This is a genomic window from Burkholderia sp. BCC1993 (assembly GCF_905339865.1).
In the GTDB taxonomy this organism is placed as follows: domain Bacteria; phylum Pseudomonadota; class Gammaproteobacteria; order Burkholderiales; family Burkholderiaceae; genus Burkholderia.
Window position 1 is genome coordinate 268690 of sequence record NZ_CAJPGZ010000004.1, and the last position, 15350, is coordinate 284039.

At 66.9% G+C, this 15350-nt stretch carries 13 protein-coding genes; 5 read left to right on the top strand and 8 right to left on the bottom strand.

Going from position 1 to position 15350, the window contains the following annotated elements; all coding sequences use genetic code 11:
- The first annotated feature begins 137 nt into the window (after positions 1 to 137).
- Positions 138 to 1529: a CoA transferase gene (locus U4Y91_RS08320; RefSeq protein ID WP_321804682.1), complete on the top strand. Its 1392-nt coding sequence runs from the start codon at positions 138 to 140 to the stop codon at positions 1527 to 1529.
- A 37-nt stretch (positions 1530 to 1566) separates the two neighbouring features.
- Here U4Y91_RS08320 and U4Y91_RS08325 read toward each other — a convergent pair whose 3' ends face one another.
- A complete protein-coding gene (locus U4Y91_RS08325) occupies positions 1567 to 2313 on the bottom strand; it encodes a GntR family transcriptional regulator (protein WP_044845577.1) in 747 nt (248 codons plus the stop codon).
- Between the two features lie 168 nt (positions 2314 to 2481).
- On the opposite strand from U4Y91_RS08325, the gene U4Y91_RS08330 reads away from it, so the two are divergent.
- Positions 2482 to 3327 carry an aldo/keto reductase gene (locus tag U4Y91_RS08330; RefSeq protein ID WP_321799094.1) on the top strand — a complete coding sequence of 282 codons (846 nt, stop codon included), beginning with the start codon at positions 2482 to 2484 and terminating at the stop codon, positions 3325 to 3327.
- Positions 3328 to 3337: 10 nt separating this feature from the next.
- Here the strand turns inward: U4Y91_RS08330 and U4Y91_RS36755 are convergent, their stop codons facing one another.
- The 6 genes from U4Y91_RS36755 to U4Y91_RS08360 form a co-directional block, all read right to left on the bottom strand.
- Positions 3338 to 4285 (bottom strand): hypothetical protein, encoded by a 948-nt coding sequence (locus U4Y91_RS36755; RefSeq protein ID WP_415750452.1) that lies wholly within the window; start codon positions 4283 to 4285, stop codon positions 3338 to 3340.
- An 899-nt stretch (positions 4286 to 5184) separates the two neighbouring features.
- Positions 5185 to 6201, bottom strand: coding sequence for a HoxN/HupN/NixA family nickel/cobalt transporter (locus U4Y91_RS08340; protein ID WP_321804684.1), 1017 nt, complete (start codon positions 6199 to 6201; stop codon positions 5185 to 5187).
- 177 nt (positions 6202 to 6378) lie between these two features.
- Positions 6379 to 8490, bottom strand: coding sequence for an elongation factor G (gene fusA / locus U4Y91_RS08345; protein ID WP_044845578.1), 2112 nt, complete (start codon positions 8488 to 8490; stop codon positions 6379 to 6381).
- 223 nt (positions 8491 to 8713) lie between these two features.
- Complete coding sequence (locus tag U4Y91_RS08350; protein ID WP_321804685.1) at positions 8714 to 9214, bottom strand: DUF192 domain-containing protein; 501 nt, start codon at positions 9212 to 9214, stop codon at positions 8714 to 8716.
- A gap of 160 nt (positions 9215 to 9374) precedes the next feature.
- A complete protein-coding gene (locus U4Y91_RS08355; protein ID WP_072465376.1) occupies positions 9375 to 9587 on the bottom strand; it encodes a hypothetical protein in 213 nt (70 codons plus the stop codon).
- Positions 9588 to 9877: 290 nt separating this feature from the next.
- On the bottom strand, positions 9878 to 10456 hold the full coding sequence (locus U4Y91_RS08360; protein WP_321804686.1) for a pseudouridine synthase: 579 nt from the start codon (positions 10454 to 10456) through the stop codon (positions 9878 to 9880).
- A gap of 272 nt (positions 10457 to 10728) precedes the next feature.
- Here U4Y91_RS08360 and icd point away from each other — a divergent pair, with 272 nt between their 5' ends.
- Positions 10729 to 11985 (top strand): NADP-dependent isocitrate dehydrogenase, encoded by a 1257-nt coding sequence (gene icd / locus U4Y91_RS08365; protein ID WP_044845581.1) that lies wholly within the window; start codon positions 10729 to 10731, stop codon positions 11983 to 11985.
- A 280-nt stretch (positions 11986 to 12265) separates the two neighbouring features.
- On the top strand, positions 12266 to 14494 hold the full coding sequence (locus U4Y91_RS08370; RefSeq protein ID WP_321804687.1) for an NADP-dependent isocitrate dehydrogenase: 2229 nt from the start codon (positions 12266 to 12268) through the stop codon (positions 14492 to 14494).
- Positions 14495 to 14623: 129 nt separating this feature from the next.
- Here the strand turns inward: U4Y91_RS08370 and U4Y91_RS08375 are convergent, their stop codons facing one another.
- On the bottom strand, positions 14624 to 14848 hold the full coding sequence (locus U4Y91_RS08375) for a hypothetical protein (protein WP_321804688.1): 225 nt from the start codon (positions 14846 to 14848) through the stop codon (positions 14624 to 14626).
- 122 nt (positions 14849 to 14970) lie between these two features.
- Here U4Y91_RS08375 and U4Y91_RS08380 point away from each other — a divergent pair, with 122 nt between their 5' ends.
- Positions 14971 to 15210, top strand: coding sequence for a hypothetical protein (locus U4Y91_RS08380; RefSeq protein WP_321804689.1), 240 nt, complete (start codon positions 14971 to 14973; stop codon positions 15208 to 15210).
- Positions 15211 to 15350: the final 140 nt, after the last annotated feature.

Consider the following 15350-nt stretch of genomic DNA (forward strand, 5'->3'; position numbering starts at 1 on the left):
CGATCGCTCCTGTCGGGGCGCATGAAGCGCGGCCCGGCTACAACTATTCGTTATGCATTGATTCGCGCAATCAAGATTGATCGCGCCTGTCGCGAATTCTAGACTCGAATCCGTCTCCTCAACGGTTCGCCTCCACCATGACCCCCGAACTCGCATTGACCCGCTTGTGGCAACTCGCGCACGGCGAACCGCGCGCACTGGCCCGCGCGGCCGTGGTGGGGCAGGACCCGACGCTGCCGTCGGCGTTCCACGTCGGCACGCTCGCCGCGGCGACGATCGCGGCAGCCGGGCTCGCGGCGGCCGAATGCCACCGGCTGCGCACGGGCGTCGCGCAGCGCGTCGACGTGTCGATGCGCGACGCGCTCGTCGCGTTTCGCAGCGAACGCTACCTGCGCGTGGACGACGGCCTGCCGCCCGAGCCGCGCCATCCGGTGACGGGCTTCTACGACACGCGCGACGGGCGCTGGATCCAGCTGCATGCGAACTTTCCGCATCACCTGCACGGGATTCTCGACGTGCTCGGCAGCGGCCCGCAGCGCGATGACGTGGCCGCGGCGATCCGCACGTGGGACGGCGCGGCACTCGATACCGCGCTGGCCGAGGCCGGTCTGTGCGCGGCATTGATCAGAACCCCTGACGAATGGGCGGCGCACGACCAGGCACGGGCACTCGCGTCGCTGCCGCTGTTCGAGATCGAGCGGATCGGTGACGCGCCCGTCGAGGCGATCGGCCACGGCGCGCCCGACCAGCCGCTCGCGGGCGTGCGCGTGCTCGATCTCACGCGCATCATCGCGGGGCCGGTCGCGGGCCGCACGCTGGCATCGCACGGGGCACAGACGCTGCTCGTCAACGGCCCGCACCTGCCGAACATCGCGTCGCTCGTGATCGACAACGGGCGCGGCAAGCGCTCGACGTGGATCGACCTGCGCGAGGCGGGCGGTGTCGCCACGTTGCGCGCGCTCGCACGCGACGCCGACGTATTCCTGCAGGCCTATCGCCCCGGCGCGCTCGCGGCACGCGGGTTTTCGCCGCAGGCGCTGGCGGAGCTGCGGCCCGGCATCGTCTGCGTGTCGGTGTCCGCATACGGGCACGCGGGGCCGTGGTCGATGCGGCGTGGCTTCGATAGTCTCGTGCAGTCGGCGAGCGGTATCGCCTGGCACGAGCAGCACGCCGCGCACGCGGACGGCCCGCGCCATCTGCCGTGCCAGGCGCTCGATCATGCGACGGGTTATCTCGCGGCGTTCGGCGCGATGATCGCGCTCGCGCGCCGTGCGACGGAAGGGGGGAGCTGGCACGTGCGGCTGTCGCTCGCGCAGACGGGGCGCTGGCTGCAATCGTTCGGTGTGGTGCCGGACGGCCTGCGGGCGCCGGATTTCACGTTCGACGACGTGCGCGACCGGATCGATCGGAGCGCGTCGCCGTTCGGCACGATCGATGCCGTGCGTCCGGCCGAACGCCTGTCGGCGACAGCGCCGCGCTTCACGCGGCCGCCCGTGCCGCTCGGCACGGACGAAGCATGCTGGCTGTGAGCGCCGGCGGCGCCGTACGCCGTGAGTATTGCCGGCGTTACTTGCGTAGTTCGACGACGAAGTCGTAGTAGTCGTTGCGGCAGTAGGTATCGGTGAGTTCGATCGCGCGCTGGTCGGCCGTATAACCGATCCGTGTGATCAGCAGCAGCGCGTCGTGCGGTGCGATGCCCATCTGTTGCGCGATCTCGTCGGTCGCGTTGACCGCGCGGAAATGCTGCAGTGCGCGCACGATCGGCGTGCCGCGCGCTTCGAGATAGCTGTACAGCGAACCGCCGATCGCCTGCGGATCGGGAATCAGCGTGGCGGGGAACGTCGAATTCTCGACGGCCATCACGATGCCGTCGGCGAGGCGCAGGCGTTTCAGCCGTGTAACGGAGGCGGCCGGCGACAGGCCGAGCTGGATCACTTCGTCGCGATTCGCCGGCTGGATTTCGCGCTCGAGCCATTGCGAACTCGGCTTGAAGCCGCGGCGCTCGAGCATCTCGCTGAAGCTCGACAGCCGCGACAGCGGATCCTCGTAGCGCGGCCGGATGAAGTTGCCGGCACCCTGCGTGCGGCGGATCAGGCCCTGCTCGACGAGCAGCGCGATCGCCTTGCGCGCGGTAATGCGCGACACGCCGAGCGCTTCGGACAGCACGCGTTCGGACGGCAGCGCCTCGCCGGCCGCCCAGCGATTGTCGTGGATCGCGTCGCCGAGCTTGCGGGCGAGCTGCAGGTAGAGCGGCGTGTCGTTGTCGGGGTCGGGGCGCAGGTCCTGCCAGCGGTCGTCCGTGGGTGCCTTCATGGAATGGGTATCGATCAGGGTGCCGGCCATTCTAAGTCATCATGCGGCGCCGTTATAGCCGGTTTTTGCCGTGTAACAGGTGGACGCCGCACCGATTGACTACACTGATGCGTCGTATTTGATGCTTCGGCCGCGGGTGCGCGGCCACGAATCCGCAGCGAGGAGCGCATGACAGACACGATCGCCACGGTCGTCCTGCCGGACGGCGAGACGATTCCGAAACTCGGCCTGGGTACCTGGGAAATGGGCGAGCGGCCTGCGCGCCGCGCGGACGAGATCGCCGCGTTGCGCGAGGGGATCGATCTCGGGATGACGCTGGTCGATACCGCCGAGATGTACGGTGACGGCGCGACCGAGGCACTCGTCGGCGAGGCGCTCGCCGGCCTGCGTGACGACGTGTTCCTGGTCAGCAAGGTGTATCCGCATCACGCGAGCCGGCGCGGCGTCGTCGCCGCGTGCGACGCGAGCCTCAAGCGCCTGCGTACCGATCGTCTCGACCTGTACCTGCTGCACTGGCGTGGTTCGGTGCCGCTCGAGGAGACGGTCGAGGGGTTCGAGGCGCTGCGGCGCGCGGGCAAGATCCGCCACTGGGGCGTCAGCAACTTCGATACGGCCGACATGGCCGAGCTCGTCGACGAGGCGGGCGGGGGCGCGTGCGCGACCAACCAGATTCTCTACAACATCGCGCGGCGCGGCCCGGAATTCGACCTGCTGCCGTGGCTCGCCGATCACCGGATGCCGGCGATGGCCTACAGCCCGGTCGATCACGGACGGCTGCCGAAGCGTTCTCCGCTCGATGAAATCGCGCGGCAGCGCGGCGTGTCGGTCACGCGCGTCGCACTCGCGTGGGTGCTTGCGCAGCCGGGCGTGTTCGCGATTCCGAAGGCGTCGCGGATCGAGCACGTGCGCGACAATCGCGCCGCGCTCGATCTCGTGTTGAGCGATGACGAGCGCGCGCAACTCGACGGGTACTTCCGTCCGCCGCGCAGCAAGCGCGCGCTCGAAATGCTCTGACCGCGTCGGGTCAGGCGACGCGTCGGTCAGTGGCCATGGCCACTGGACGATCCGCCGTTGCTGCCGTTGCCGCCGTTACCACCGTGGCCGCCGGCACTGCCATTGCCGTTCCCGTTGCCGACGCCGTTGGCACCGCCGTTGCCGGCGCCGCCACTGCCGTTGCCGTTGCCATTGCCGCCGCCGTTGCCGTGACCTCCGGTGCCATGGCTGCCGCCGCCGGAGCCACCGCCGGAGCCACCGCCGGAACCGCCGCCGGAGCCACCGCCGGAGCCACCGCCGGAGCCACCGCCGGAGCCGCCGCCGGAACCACCGCCGGAACCACCGCCGGAGCCGCCGCCGGAACCACCGCCGGAGCCACCGCCGGAACCGCCACCGGAACCACCGCCGGAACCACCACCGGAACCACCACCGGAACCACCGCCGGAACCACCACCGGAACCACCACCGGAACCACCGCCACCGTGGCCTCCGCCACCGCCGGAACCGCCGCCACCGCCAGAGCCGCCACCGCCGTGACCTCCGTCGCCGTGGCCCCCGCCACCGCCGGAGCCGCCGCCACCGTGGCCCCCGTCGCCGTGGCCTCCGCCACCGCCGGAACCGCCACCACCGTGACCTCCGTCGCCGTGACCCCCGTCGCCGTGGCCTCCGCCACCGCCGGAGCCGCCACCACCGTGACCTCCGTCGCCGTGACCCCCGTCGCCGTGGCCTCCGCCACCGCCGGAGCCGCCGCCACCGTGGCCTCCTTCGCCGTGGCCTCCGTCGCCGTGGCCTCCGTCGCCATGGCCCCCGTCACCGTGGCCTCCATCACCGTGGCCTCCGTCACCGCCGGAGCCGCCACCGCCGGAGCCGCCACCGCCGGAGCCGCCACCGCCGGAGCCGCCACCGCCACCGCCACCGCCACCGCCACCGCCACCGCCACCGCCACCGCCACCGCCACCGCCACCGCCACCGCCACCATGGCCGCCCCCGGAAGTACCGCCCCCGGAAGTACCACCACCGGAAGTACCACCACCGGAAGTACCACCACCGGACGTACTGCCCCCGGAAGTACCGCCACCGGACGTACCACCGCCCGAACCCCCGCTGCCGGAAGCATTGCCGCCGCGGCCGGTGCCCCCCGAGCCCACCGAGCCGTTCGTCCCGCCCGTTGTCCCGCCGACGCCTGCCGGGCCGACGGTGCCATTGCCGTTGTTTCCGCCGCTACCCGGGCTGGCGCTCCCGCTTCCGGTCGTTCCGCCGCTACCGATGCCGCCGTTGCCGCCATTTCCGCCGTTGCCTCCGCCGGCATACACGCGCACCGAGCAAGCAGCCGGATTGGCCGCACATGACGCCGCGTTTTCGGCCAACATCATCACGGTGTCCGCGCTGGCCGCGGCGTCAGGCGCCGCGTTCTGCTCGATCTGGGCGGTTGGGGAAGTGGAAGTGCCGTCACCCGGCAGCACGGTCACAGGAACGACGGTTGTCGTGTCCTGAGCAACGGCATACGAGCAGCAGCACGCAATCGCGGCTGCGGCCAGCAGGGTCATGCGATAGCACCGTCCCGTCGCGCGGGACAGTTGTTTCGTTCTGCTCATCATTGGCCTCCCGATGCGCGCGATGCCTCGACACGCGCGTTCATCAACGTGTGGAGCAGGGGACCAGCAACGATGCAGTGTCGTTTCGGCGGCCGACGTGTGTTCGATCGGCGCCGGAAGCTAGCCGCGAACACGAGTCGGCACGCGGGCCCGCCGTGCGAATCCCTAACTGCGAGATTCGTGCCACCGGCCGGCTATGCCCGCGGCGCAAGGCGCGCATGTAGTGCGCGACAGCGTGCGATACGTCGTCGTGAGGTTTTTGTTTCCGAACTGAAACGTCTGACTACGTCTGGCGCGCCGTCGTGTCGGCAGCACGCGGCCAGCGATGGCAGAGGATCGACGCGATCCAGGCGACGAGAAAGAGTGCGACGATGCCGTAACCGATCGCGCCGAAGCGTTCCCCGAGTGCATCGAGCGCATCGCGTACGGGGCCCGTCAACGACAGCTTGTCGGCGAGCAGGCCGGCGGCCTCGATCCCGCCGATGGCCAGCGCGACGGCCGCCGACAGCAGCGTGATGCTCGCGTTGTAGAGCAGCTTGCGCCGCGGGTCGTCCATCGCCCATCCGTACGCATGAATCATCAGGACATTGTCGGTCGAGTCGATCAGCGTCATGCCGGCGGCGAACAGCGCGGGAAACAGCATGACCGCATAGAGCGGCAGCGCGTGGCTCGCCTGTGCGGCCGCGATCGCGAGCAGCGCGATTTCTGTTGCAGTATCGAAACCCAGGCCGAACAGCACCCCGGCCGGATACATGTGCCAGCTCTTCGACACGAAGCGGAACAGCGGACGCAGCAGCCGACCGACGAGGCCGGCCGGAGGATGTGCATGCGCGGCGTCGTGCGCCTGATCGGGCGCGTCGCGATAGCGCCGCCACACGTCGCGCAGGATCACCAGGTTCATGCACGCGAGCACGAGCAGGAAGGTGGCCGACACGGCCGTGCCGATCGTGCCGCCGATCTCGCGGAATGCGTCGAAGCGGTCGCGCAGTGCGAACGCGCTCAGCGCGATGCCGAGCGTCGCGGCGATCACGATCGTCGAGTGGCCGAGCGAGAAGAACAGGCCGACCGTCACCGGACGCTGGCCGTCCTGCATCAGCTTGCGCGTCGCGACGTCGATCGCGGCGATGTGATCGGCGTCGACTGCATGACGCAGGCCGAGCCCGTACGCGATCGCCGCGGTGCCGAGCAGCAGCGGATGGTCGCGCAGCACCGCGAGTGCCCACAGCCAGACGGCGACGTTCGCGGCGATCAGGCCGGCATACAGCATCAGCAGGCGGCGCAGGGCAGGGGGGCGTGGCATCGGCAGGGTTCCGTCGGACGAATCGCGATGCATTGTGGCATGCGAAAAAAATGCCTGGTTTGCCGATCGAAAACGTCGCCGGCCGGTCGCATCGCTGCGTTCGACGGACGAAAAAAAGCCCGTCCGGAACCGGACGGGCTCGTGCTTGCCGCGCAGCAGTGCGCAGGCGCGCCGTGCTTACTTCACTTTCGCGTTGATCACGGCTTCCGACACGTTCGCCGGCGTTTCCGCGTAGTGCTTGAACTCCATCGTGTACGTCGCACGGCCTTGCGTCGCCGAGCGCAGCGACGTCGAATAGCCGAACATCTCCGCGAGCGGCACCTCGGCGCGCACCAGCTTGCCGCCACCGCCCGCGATGTCTTCCATCCCCTGCACGATGCCGCGCCGGCTCGACAGGTCGCCCATCACGTTGCCCATGAAGTCCTCGGGCGTCTCGACCTCGACGGCCATCATCGGCTCGAGCAGCACCGGCTTTGCCTTGCGCATCGCTTCCTTGAACGCCATCGAGCCGGCCATCCGGAACGCGTTTTCGTTCGAGTCGACGTCGTGGTACGAGCCGAACGTCAGGTGCACCTTCACGTCGACCACCGGGTAGCCCGCGAGCACGCCGCTCTTCAGCGTCTCGGTGATGCCCTTGTCGACGGCCGGGATGAATTCGCGCGGAATCACGCCGCCCTTGATCTCGTCGAGGAACTCGTAGCCCTTGCCGGGGTTCGGCTCCAGCGTGATCACCGCATGCCCGTACTGGCCGCGCCCGCCCGACTGCTTGACGAACTTGCCCTCGACATCGGATGCCGTCGTGCGCACCGTTTCGCGATACGCGACCTGCGGCTTGCCGACCGTCGCCTCGACGCCGAACTCGCGCTTCATCCGGTCGACCAGGATTTCGAGGTGCAGCTCGCCCATCCCCGAAATGATCGTCTGGCCGGATTCCTCGTCGGTCTGCACGCGGAACGACGGATCTTCCTGCGCGAGACGGTTCAGCGCGAGGCCCATCTTCTCCTGGTCGGCCTTCGTCTTCGGCTCGACGGCCTGCGAGATCACCGGCTCCGGGAATTCCATCTTCTCGAGGATGATCGGCTTCGCCGGATCGCACAGCGTGTCGCCCGTCGTCGCTTCCTTCAGGCCCACGGCCGCCGCGATGTCGCCCGCGCGCACTTCCTTGATTTCCTTGCGCTCGTTCGCGTGCATCTGCAGGATCCGGCCGAGCCGCTCCTTCTTGTCCTTCGTCGCGTTCAGCACCGTGTCGCCCGATTCGACGACGCCCGAATACACGCGGAAGAAGATCAGCTGGCCGACGAACGGATCGGTCATGATCTTGAACGCGAGCGACGAGAACGGCTCGTCGTCGCTCGGGTGACGTTCCGCCGGCTTCTCCGGATCGTGGAAGTCGTGGCCGAGGATGGCCGGCACGTCGACCGGCGACGGCAGGTAGTCGATCACCGCGTCGAGCATCGCCTGCACGCCCTTGTTCTTGAACGCGCTGCCGCACAGCATCGGCACGATCTCGTTGGCGATCGTGCGCTGGCGCAGCGCGGCCTTGATCTCGTCCTCGGTCAGCGATTCGTGGTCGTGCAGGTACTTCTCGAGCAGTTCCTCGCTGGCTTCCGCGGCGGCCTCGACCATCTTCTCGCGCCATTCGTGCGCGAGCTCGACGAGATTCGCGGGGATGTCTTCGTACGTGAACTTCACGCCCTGGCTTTCGTCGTCCCAGACGATCGCCTTCATCTTCACGAGATCGACGACGCCCTGGAAATGATCTTCCGCGCCGATCGGAATCTGGATCGGCACGGCGACGCCCTTCAGGCGCTCGCCGATCTGGCGCTGCACGCGGAAGAAGTCCGCGCCGATGCGGTCCATCTTGTTGACGAACGCGATGCGCGGCACCTTGTACTTGTTCGCCTGGCGCCACACGGTTTCGGACTGCGGCTGCACGCCGCCGACCGAGTCGTAGACCATGCACGCGCCGTCCAGCACGCGCATCGAGCGCTCGACCTCGATCGTGAAGTCGACGTGCCCGGGGGTATCGATGATGTTGATCCGGTGTTCGGGATAGTTGCCGGCCATGCCTTTCCAGAAGGCCGTGGTCGCAGCCGACGTGATCGTGATGCCGCGTTCCTGCTCCTGCTCCATCCAGTCCATCGTGGCCGCGCCGTCGTGCACTTCACCGATCTTGTGGCTCACGCCGGTGTAAAACAGGATGCGCTCGGTCGTGGTGGTCTTGCCGGCATCGATGTGAGCGCTGATCCCGATATTGCGATAGCGCTCGATGGGGGTTTTGCGGGGCACGTGAACCTCCTGGTGGTTCGGATCGTAAGCGGACCGGCTGCACCGGCCCGGGCTGGAACTAGCGAGATTTAAAGCATAGCGCTTGTCCGTGGCTTTTGCAGATGCGGGCAGTGTGCGCCGTATCAAGGCGGCCGCGGCCGCCGGCCGGCGAAAAAAAAGCCGGCGCCCAACAAGCAGGGCGGCCGGCTTCGGTCGATGCGCGGCGGCGCCGCGGCAATGGCCGTTACTGGGCCTTGGGCAGCCCGTCGAGCTTCATGCCCGGCTTGATGCCCTTCGCCGCGAACCAGCCCTTGCTCATTTCGAGCGCATAGACACCGTTGTTGCGCGGGCAGTGGTTGTCGGTCGTCTCGGCCTTCATCTCGTCGATGTCGGTAATCGTGCCGTCCGCGCGGACGAACGCGATCGACAGCGGGATCAGCGTGTTCTTCATCCAGAAGCAGTGCACGGCGTTCTCGTTGAACACGAACAGCATGCCTTCGTTCGGCGCGAGCTGCGACCGGTACATCAGCCCCTGTTCGCGATCGGCGTCGTTCGCGGCGACGGCCGCGTCGATCACGTACATGCCGGCGCGCAGCTTCACGCGCGGGAACTCGCTCGGCTGCTTGGCGCCGGGCGGCACCTGAGCGTGGACGGTCTGCATGCCGAGTGCGAGGACGGCGAGCGCGGCGGGAAACACGGCGGCGCGCGCAAGGCGGCCGAGCGACGAGCGCAGGGAGAATCGCACAGCAGGGCTCCTATCGGGAAAACGAGACCCGCATGGTACGCGAAGCGCGCCGGCGGGCACAAAAAAGAAAAAGGCAGATCGCCTCGCGGTGATCTGCCTTTCAACGCCGTAAGAACGGCAAGACTGCGTGTTCTTGACTGCGTTATTACAACCAGCTTGCTTAGTTCGAAGCAGCTGCCGGTGCTTCGGCTTCGCTAGCTGCCTTCTTAGCTGCGTGGTGCTTCTTCTTTGCGTGGTGCTTCTTGGCAGCGTGCTTTGCCGGTGCCGAAGCAGCTGCCGGAGCAGCAGCCGAAGCAGCTTCCGGAGCCGAAGCTTGTGCGAATGCTGCCGTTGCGAAGAGGCCAGCGACCAGAGCGGCGATCAGTTTGTTCATGTTGTGTTCCTCAGCTTTAGTTAATTAACCAAATGACCCGGCAATAGGAGTCATGTCGTCTAACGGTGCCATCCACCTTTCGGTTGACAGACGCTTTGAGAAATTTCTCTTTGCGCTGCGGGCGCCGAATCGTATTCGAAGAAAACGTCGCTTTCGTGACGCAAACACGGAAATACCGGTTCGGCTGCCAATGCCGGATAGCTAAGGGTGGCATCTGCGTGGTTTAACGCGCGATCTTCGCCGGCGGTTGACGAAAAAGATGACGAAAAATTCGGACGTCCCGAAATTCGTCATTCGGCGCGTGCGAAACCGTCCCACGGGCCCCGCGGCGGCAGCGCGATTGTTTCGCCCGGTGCAATGCCGAGCGCGAATATGTCGAGCGCGCCAATGCCGACACGCACGAGACGCAAGGTCGGGAAGCCGATCGCGGCCGTCATCCGGCGCACCTGCCGGTTCTTGCCTTCGGTGATCGCGAGCTCGATCCACGTGGTCGGGATCGCGGCGCGATAGCGGATCGGCGGGTTGCGCGGCCACAGCGCATCGGGCGGTTCGATGAATTCGGCGCGGCACGGGCGCGTCACGTAGTCGCCGAGATCGACGCCGCGCGCGAGTGCCTTCAGGTCGGCCGGCCCCGGCGCGCCGTCGACCTGCGCCCAGTAGCGCTTGACGAGCTTGTGGCGCGGCTCGGCGATGCGCGCCTGCAGCGTGCCGTCGTCGGTGAGCAGCAGCAGGCCCTCGCTGTCCGCGTCGAGCCGGCCGGCCGGGTAGACGCCGGGTGTGGTTACCCAGTCGCCGAGCGACGGCCGCGTCTCGTGCGCGGAAAACTGGCAAATCGTGCCGAACGGCTTGTTGAGGGCGATCAGGGTCATGGCGGGGCGCCCGCCCGGCGTGCCGCGGGCGGCGGGACGGGCGGTCTATGGCAAATGGCGGAATCTTAATGCATAATACGGAACGGCAAGTCCTCTGTCTTATATAAGACATAAGGGAAGACTTGATACGCAGCGTCGCGCTTCGTGCCGCCGGCCCCGGTTGGGGCGCTAGAATAGCGGCTCGCTGTTGCCGTCACGAAGGTGGCAAGGCCACCTCGCCGCGCGCAGTTTCGACCAGCATCACCTGCTCAGCCACGTCACTGGAGTCGATCATGCCGTATCAGCACATCAAGGTTCCGGAAGGCGGTGACAAGATCACCGTCAACAAGGACTTCTCGCTCAACGTTTCCGATCAGCCGATCATTCCCTACATCGAAGGCGACGGTACGGGCTTCGATATCACGCCGGTCATGATCAAGGTCGTCGACGCGGCGGTCGCGCATGCCTACAAGGGCAAGCGCAAGATTCACTGGATGGAGATCTTCGCGGGCGAGAAGGCGACCAAGGTGTACGGTCCGGACGTGTGGCTGCCGGACGAGACGCTGCAGGTGCTGAAGGAATACGTGGTGTCGATCAAGGGGCCGCTCACGACCCCGGTCGGCGGCGGCATCCGTTCGCTGAACGTCGCGCTGCGCCAGGAACTCGACCTCTACGTCTGCCTGCGCCCGGTCCAGTATTTCAAGGGTGTGCCGTCGCCGGTGCGCGAACCGCAAAAGATCGACATGGTGATCTTCCGCGAGAACTCGGAAGACATCTACGCGGGCATCGAATGGGCCGCGGGCTCCGAGCAGGCGAAGAAGGTCATCAAGTTCCTGCAGGAAGAGATGGGCGTGAAGAAGATCCGTTTCCCGGAAACCTCGGGGATCGGCGTCAAGCCCGTGTCGACGGAAGGCACCGAGCGTCTCGTGCGCAAGGCGATCCAGTACGCGATCGACAACGATCGCAAGTCGGTCACGCTGGTGCACAAGGGCAACATCATGAAGTTCACGGAAGGCCTGTTCCGTGACGCCGGCTATGCGCTCGCGCAGAAGGAGTTCGGCGGCGAGCTGATCGACGGCGGCCCGTGGATGCGCGTGAAGAACCCGAAGACGGGCAACGAGATCGTCATCAAGGATTCGATCGCCGACGCATTCCTGCAGCAGATCCTGCTGCGTCCGGCCGAGTACGACGTGATCGCGACGCTGAACCTGAACGGCGACTACATCTCCGACGCACTGGCCGCGCAGGTCGGCGGCATCGGTATCGCGCCGGGCGCGAACCTGTCGGATTCGGTCGCGATGTTCGAGGCGACCCACGGCACGGCGCCGAAGTACGCGGGCAAGGATTACGTGAACCCCGGTTCCGAGATCCTGTCGGCGGAAATGATGCTGCGCCACCTCGGCTGGACGGAAGCGGCCGACACGATCATCGCCGCGATGGAGAAGTCGATCCTGCAGAAGCGCGTCACGTACGACTTCGCGCGTCTGATGGAAGGCGCGACGCAGGTGTCGTGCTCCGGCTTCGGCGAAGTGCTGATCGAGAACATGTAAGTCCCCTTCCGGGGCAGGCCGGCGGAGCGCCGGCCGCCCCGGCGCCTACTGCCGGCGCCAGGGCGTTTCATGAACGGCAGGTTTGTTGGCAGGGCGGTCCGGCATGCGGGCCGCGGCGCCGCGATGCGGCCCGGGTGCCCTGCAAGGTAGAACATGACGGCCCTCGCCACACCACCGCCCGGCTAGCCGGCACACCCCTTTCGCGATCGACCCGGTCGCTCCCCGCCGGTTACCGCCGGCGCTCCTCAGTCCCAAATTTTCACGTAGCAACGCATCGACCATGTCCACTTCGCCCAAGATCATCTACACCCTCACCGACGAGGCGCCCGCGCTCGCGACCTATTCGCTGCTGCCGATCGTCAAGGCCTTCACGCGCTCGTCGGGCGTCGCCGTCGAAACGCGCGACATCTCGCTCGCCGGCCGCATCATCGCGGCATTCGCCGACGTCCTGCCGCCGGAGCAGAAGGGTTCCGACGATCTGGCCGAACTGGGCCAGCTCACGCTGAAGCCGGAAGCGAACATCATCAAGCTGCCGAACATCAGCGCATCGGTGCCGCAGCTCAAGGCCGCGATCGCCGAACTGCAGGCGCAGGGCTACAAGCTGCCGGCCTACCCGGAAGAGCCGTCGAGCGACGAAGAGAAGGCCGTCAAGGCCCGCTACGACAAGATCAAGGGCAGCGCGGTGAACCCGGTGCTGCGCGAAGGCAACTCCGACCGTCGCGCGCCGCTGTCGGTCAAGAACTATGCACGCAAGCACCCGCACAAGATGGGCGCATGGAAGGCCACGTCGAAGGCGCACGTCGCGCACATGACCGACGGCGACTTCTACGGCAGCGAGAAGTCGGCGCTGATCGCCGATGCCGGCAGCGTGAAGATCGAACTCACGACGGCCGACGGCGTGAAGAAGGTGCTGAAGGAAAAGACGGCCGTGAAGGCCGGTGAAGTCATCGACGCGTCGGTGATGAGCCGCAAGGCGCTGCGCAGCTTCATCGAAGCGCAGATCGCCGACGCGAAGGCGCAGGACGTGCTGTTCTCGGTGCACCTGAAGGCGACCATGATGAAGGTCTCGGACCCGATCCTGTTCGGACACTTCGTGTCGGTGTTCTACCGCGACGCGCTCGCGAAGCACGCGGACGTGCTGGCGCAGGCCGGCTTCAACCCGAACAACGGGATCGGCGACCTGTACGCCCGCCTGAAGGACCTGCCGGCCGACACGCGCGAAGCGATCGAAGCCGACGTCAAGGCCGAGTACGCGGTGCGTCCGCGCCTCGCGATGGTCAACTCGGACAAGGGCATCACGAACCTGCACGTGCCGAGCGACGTGATCGTCGACGCATCGATGCCGGCGATGATCCGCGAGTCGGGCTGCATGTGGGGCCCGGACGGTGAACTGTACGACGCGAAGGCCGTGATTCCGGACCGCTGCTACGCGGGCGTCTACCAGGCCGTGATCGAGGACTGCAAGCAGCACGGCGCATTCGACCCGGTCACGATGGGCAGCGTGCCGAACGTCGGCCTGATGGCGCAGGCGGCCGAGGAATACGGTTCGCACGACAAGACGTTCCTGATCCCGGCCGACGGCGTCGTGCGCGTCACCGATGAAGCCGGCAACGTGCTGCTCGAGCACGCGGTCGAGTCGGGCGACGTCTGGCGCATGTGCCAGACGAAGGACGCACCGGTGCAGGACTGGGTCAAGCTCGCGGTGAACCGCGCCCGCGCGACCGGCGCGCCGGCCGTGTTCTGGCTCGATCCGGCACGTGCGCACGACGCGCAGATCATCGCGAAGGTCGAACGCTACCTGAAGGATCACGATACGAACGGCCTCGACATCCGCATCATGACGCCGGAAGACGCGACGCGTTTCTCGCTCGAGCGCATCCGCGCGGGCAAGGACACGATCTCGGTCACGGGCAACGTGCTGCGCGACTACCTGACCGACCTGTTCCCGATCATGGAACTCGGCACCAGCGCGAAGATGCTGTCGATCGTGCCGCTGATGGCCGGCGGCGGGATGTTCGAAACGGGCGCGGGCGGCTCGGCACCGAAGCACGTGCAGCAGTTCGTCGAGGAAGGCTTCCTGCGCTGGGATTCGCTCGGCGAATTCCTCGCGCTGGCCGCGTCGCTCGAACACCTCGGCAACGCTTACCAGAACCCGAAGGCGCTCGTGCTCGCGAAGACGCTCGACCAGGCGACCGGCAAGTTCCTGGACGAGAACAAGTCGCCGGCGCGCAAGGTCGGCGGCCTCGACAACCGCGGCAGCCACTTCTACCTGTGCCTGTACTGGGCGCAGGCGCTGGCCGAGCAGACCGAGGACGCCGCGCTGAAGGCGCAGTTCGAAGGCGTCGCGAAGTCGCTGTCCGACAGCGAAGCGCGCATCCTGGAAGAACTGTCGGCCGCGCAGGGCAAGGCACAGGCGATCGGCGGCTACTACCGTCCGAGCGTCGAGCTGACGAGCCAGGCGATGCGCCCGAGCGCAACGCTGAACGGCATCGTCGACGCAGTCGCCTGACGCCGGCCGCGCCGCCGCGCGCGCCATGGCAACGGCAGCAGCCGACGCGGCGGGCCTGGCGGCTCGCCGTTCCGCCGACAATGAAAACGCCCCGGTCGCCCGGGGCGTTTTTCGTTGCAGGCGTGCCATTCAGACGTGAACGATTTCCCATTCGGCGATTTCGTGCGGCACTTCGAGCGTGGCCGTATCCAGTTCGGACGGCTGTTCGCAGTCGCCGCGGGAGATGTGGTCGGCTGCCACTTCCGGGCACGAGAACGCGCCGAGCGAGGCGTTGCCGAACGTCGCTTCCCAGCTGCCGTTTGCCGGCAGGATGTAGAACGACCCGAGCGCTGAACCAAAGCGAAATCCCTTCATTTCCGTTCTCCCTTTCTGATCACAAGCGATTCTGGTGTGCCGCCCGCCGGCGCGTCCGGCTGTGGCCCGACTGGCTGCTTGCGCCGGGTTCCGTATCGAACGTCGTGGCGAAGCGTCAGTGCATGGAACAAAGTCTACGTCCGCGAGCGCGCCCGATGGTGCGCGTAGAACGCTTTCTCGAAACAAAAATTCTCCTTTTAAAACAATTGGATATTTCGCATGTTTTGTATTGCGGAATGATTTTTGGCATCGCGAAACAGCGAATTTGTGCCGTGCACCACGAATTTTTACAAAGCAGAGACTTGTTCCACATCGTGAAAAATCGAGGGGTTCAAGCAAAGGGGCGCGCGGCGCGTCGATGACGGGATGCGTAGCGGGAGCAAATGCCCTCGATCGGGCGTGACCAGAGCGGGTGATGCAAGGCGTCAATCGGCCCGGCCGGCATGAGGGCAGCGGGGCGCCGCGGTGTCGTTCGATGAGCGAAAACGCGGCCCGCGCGGCG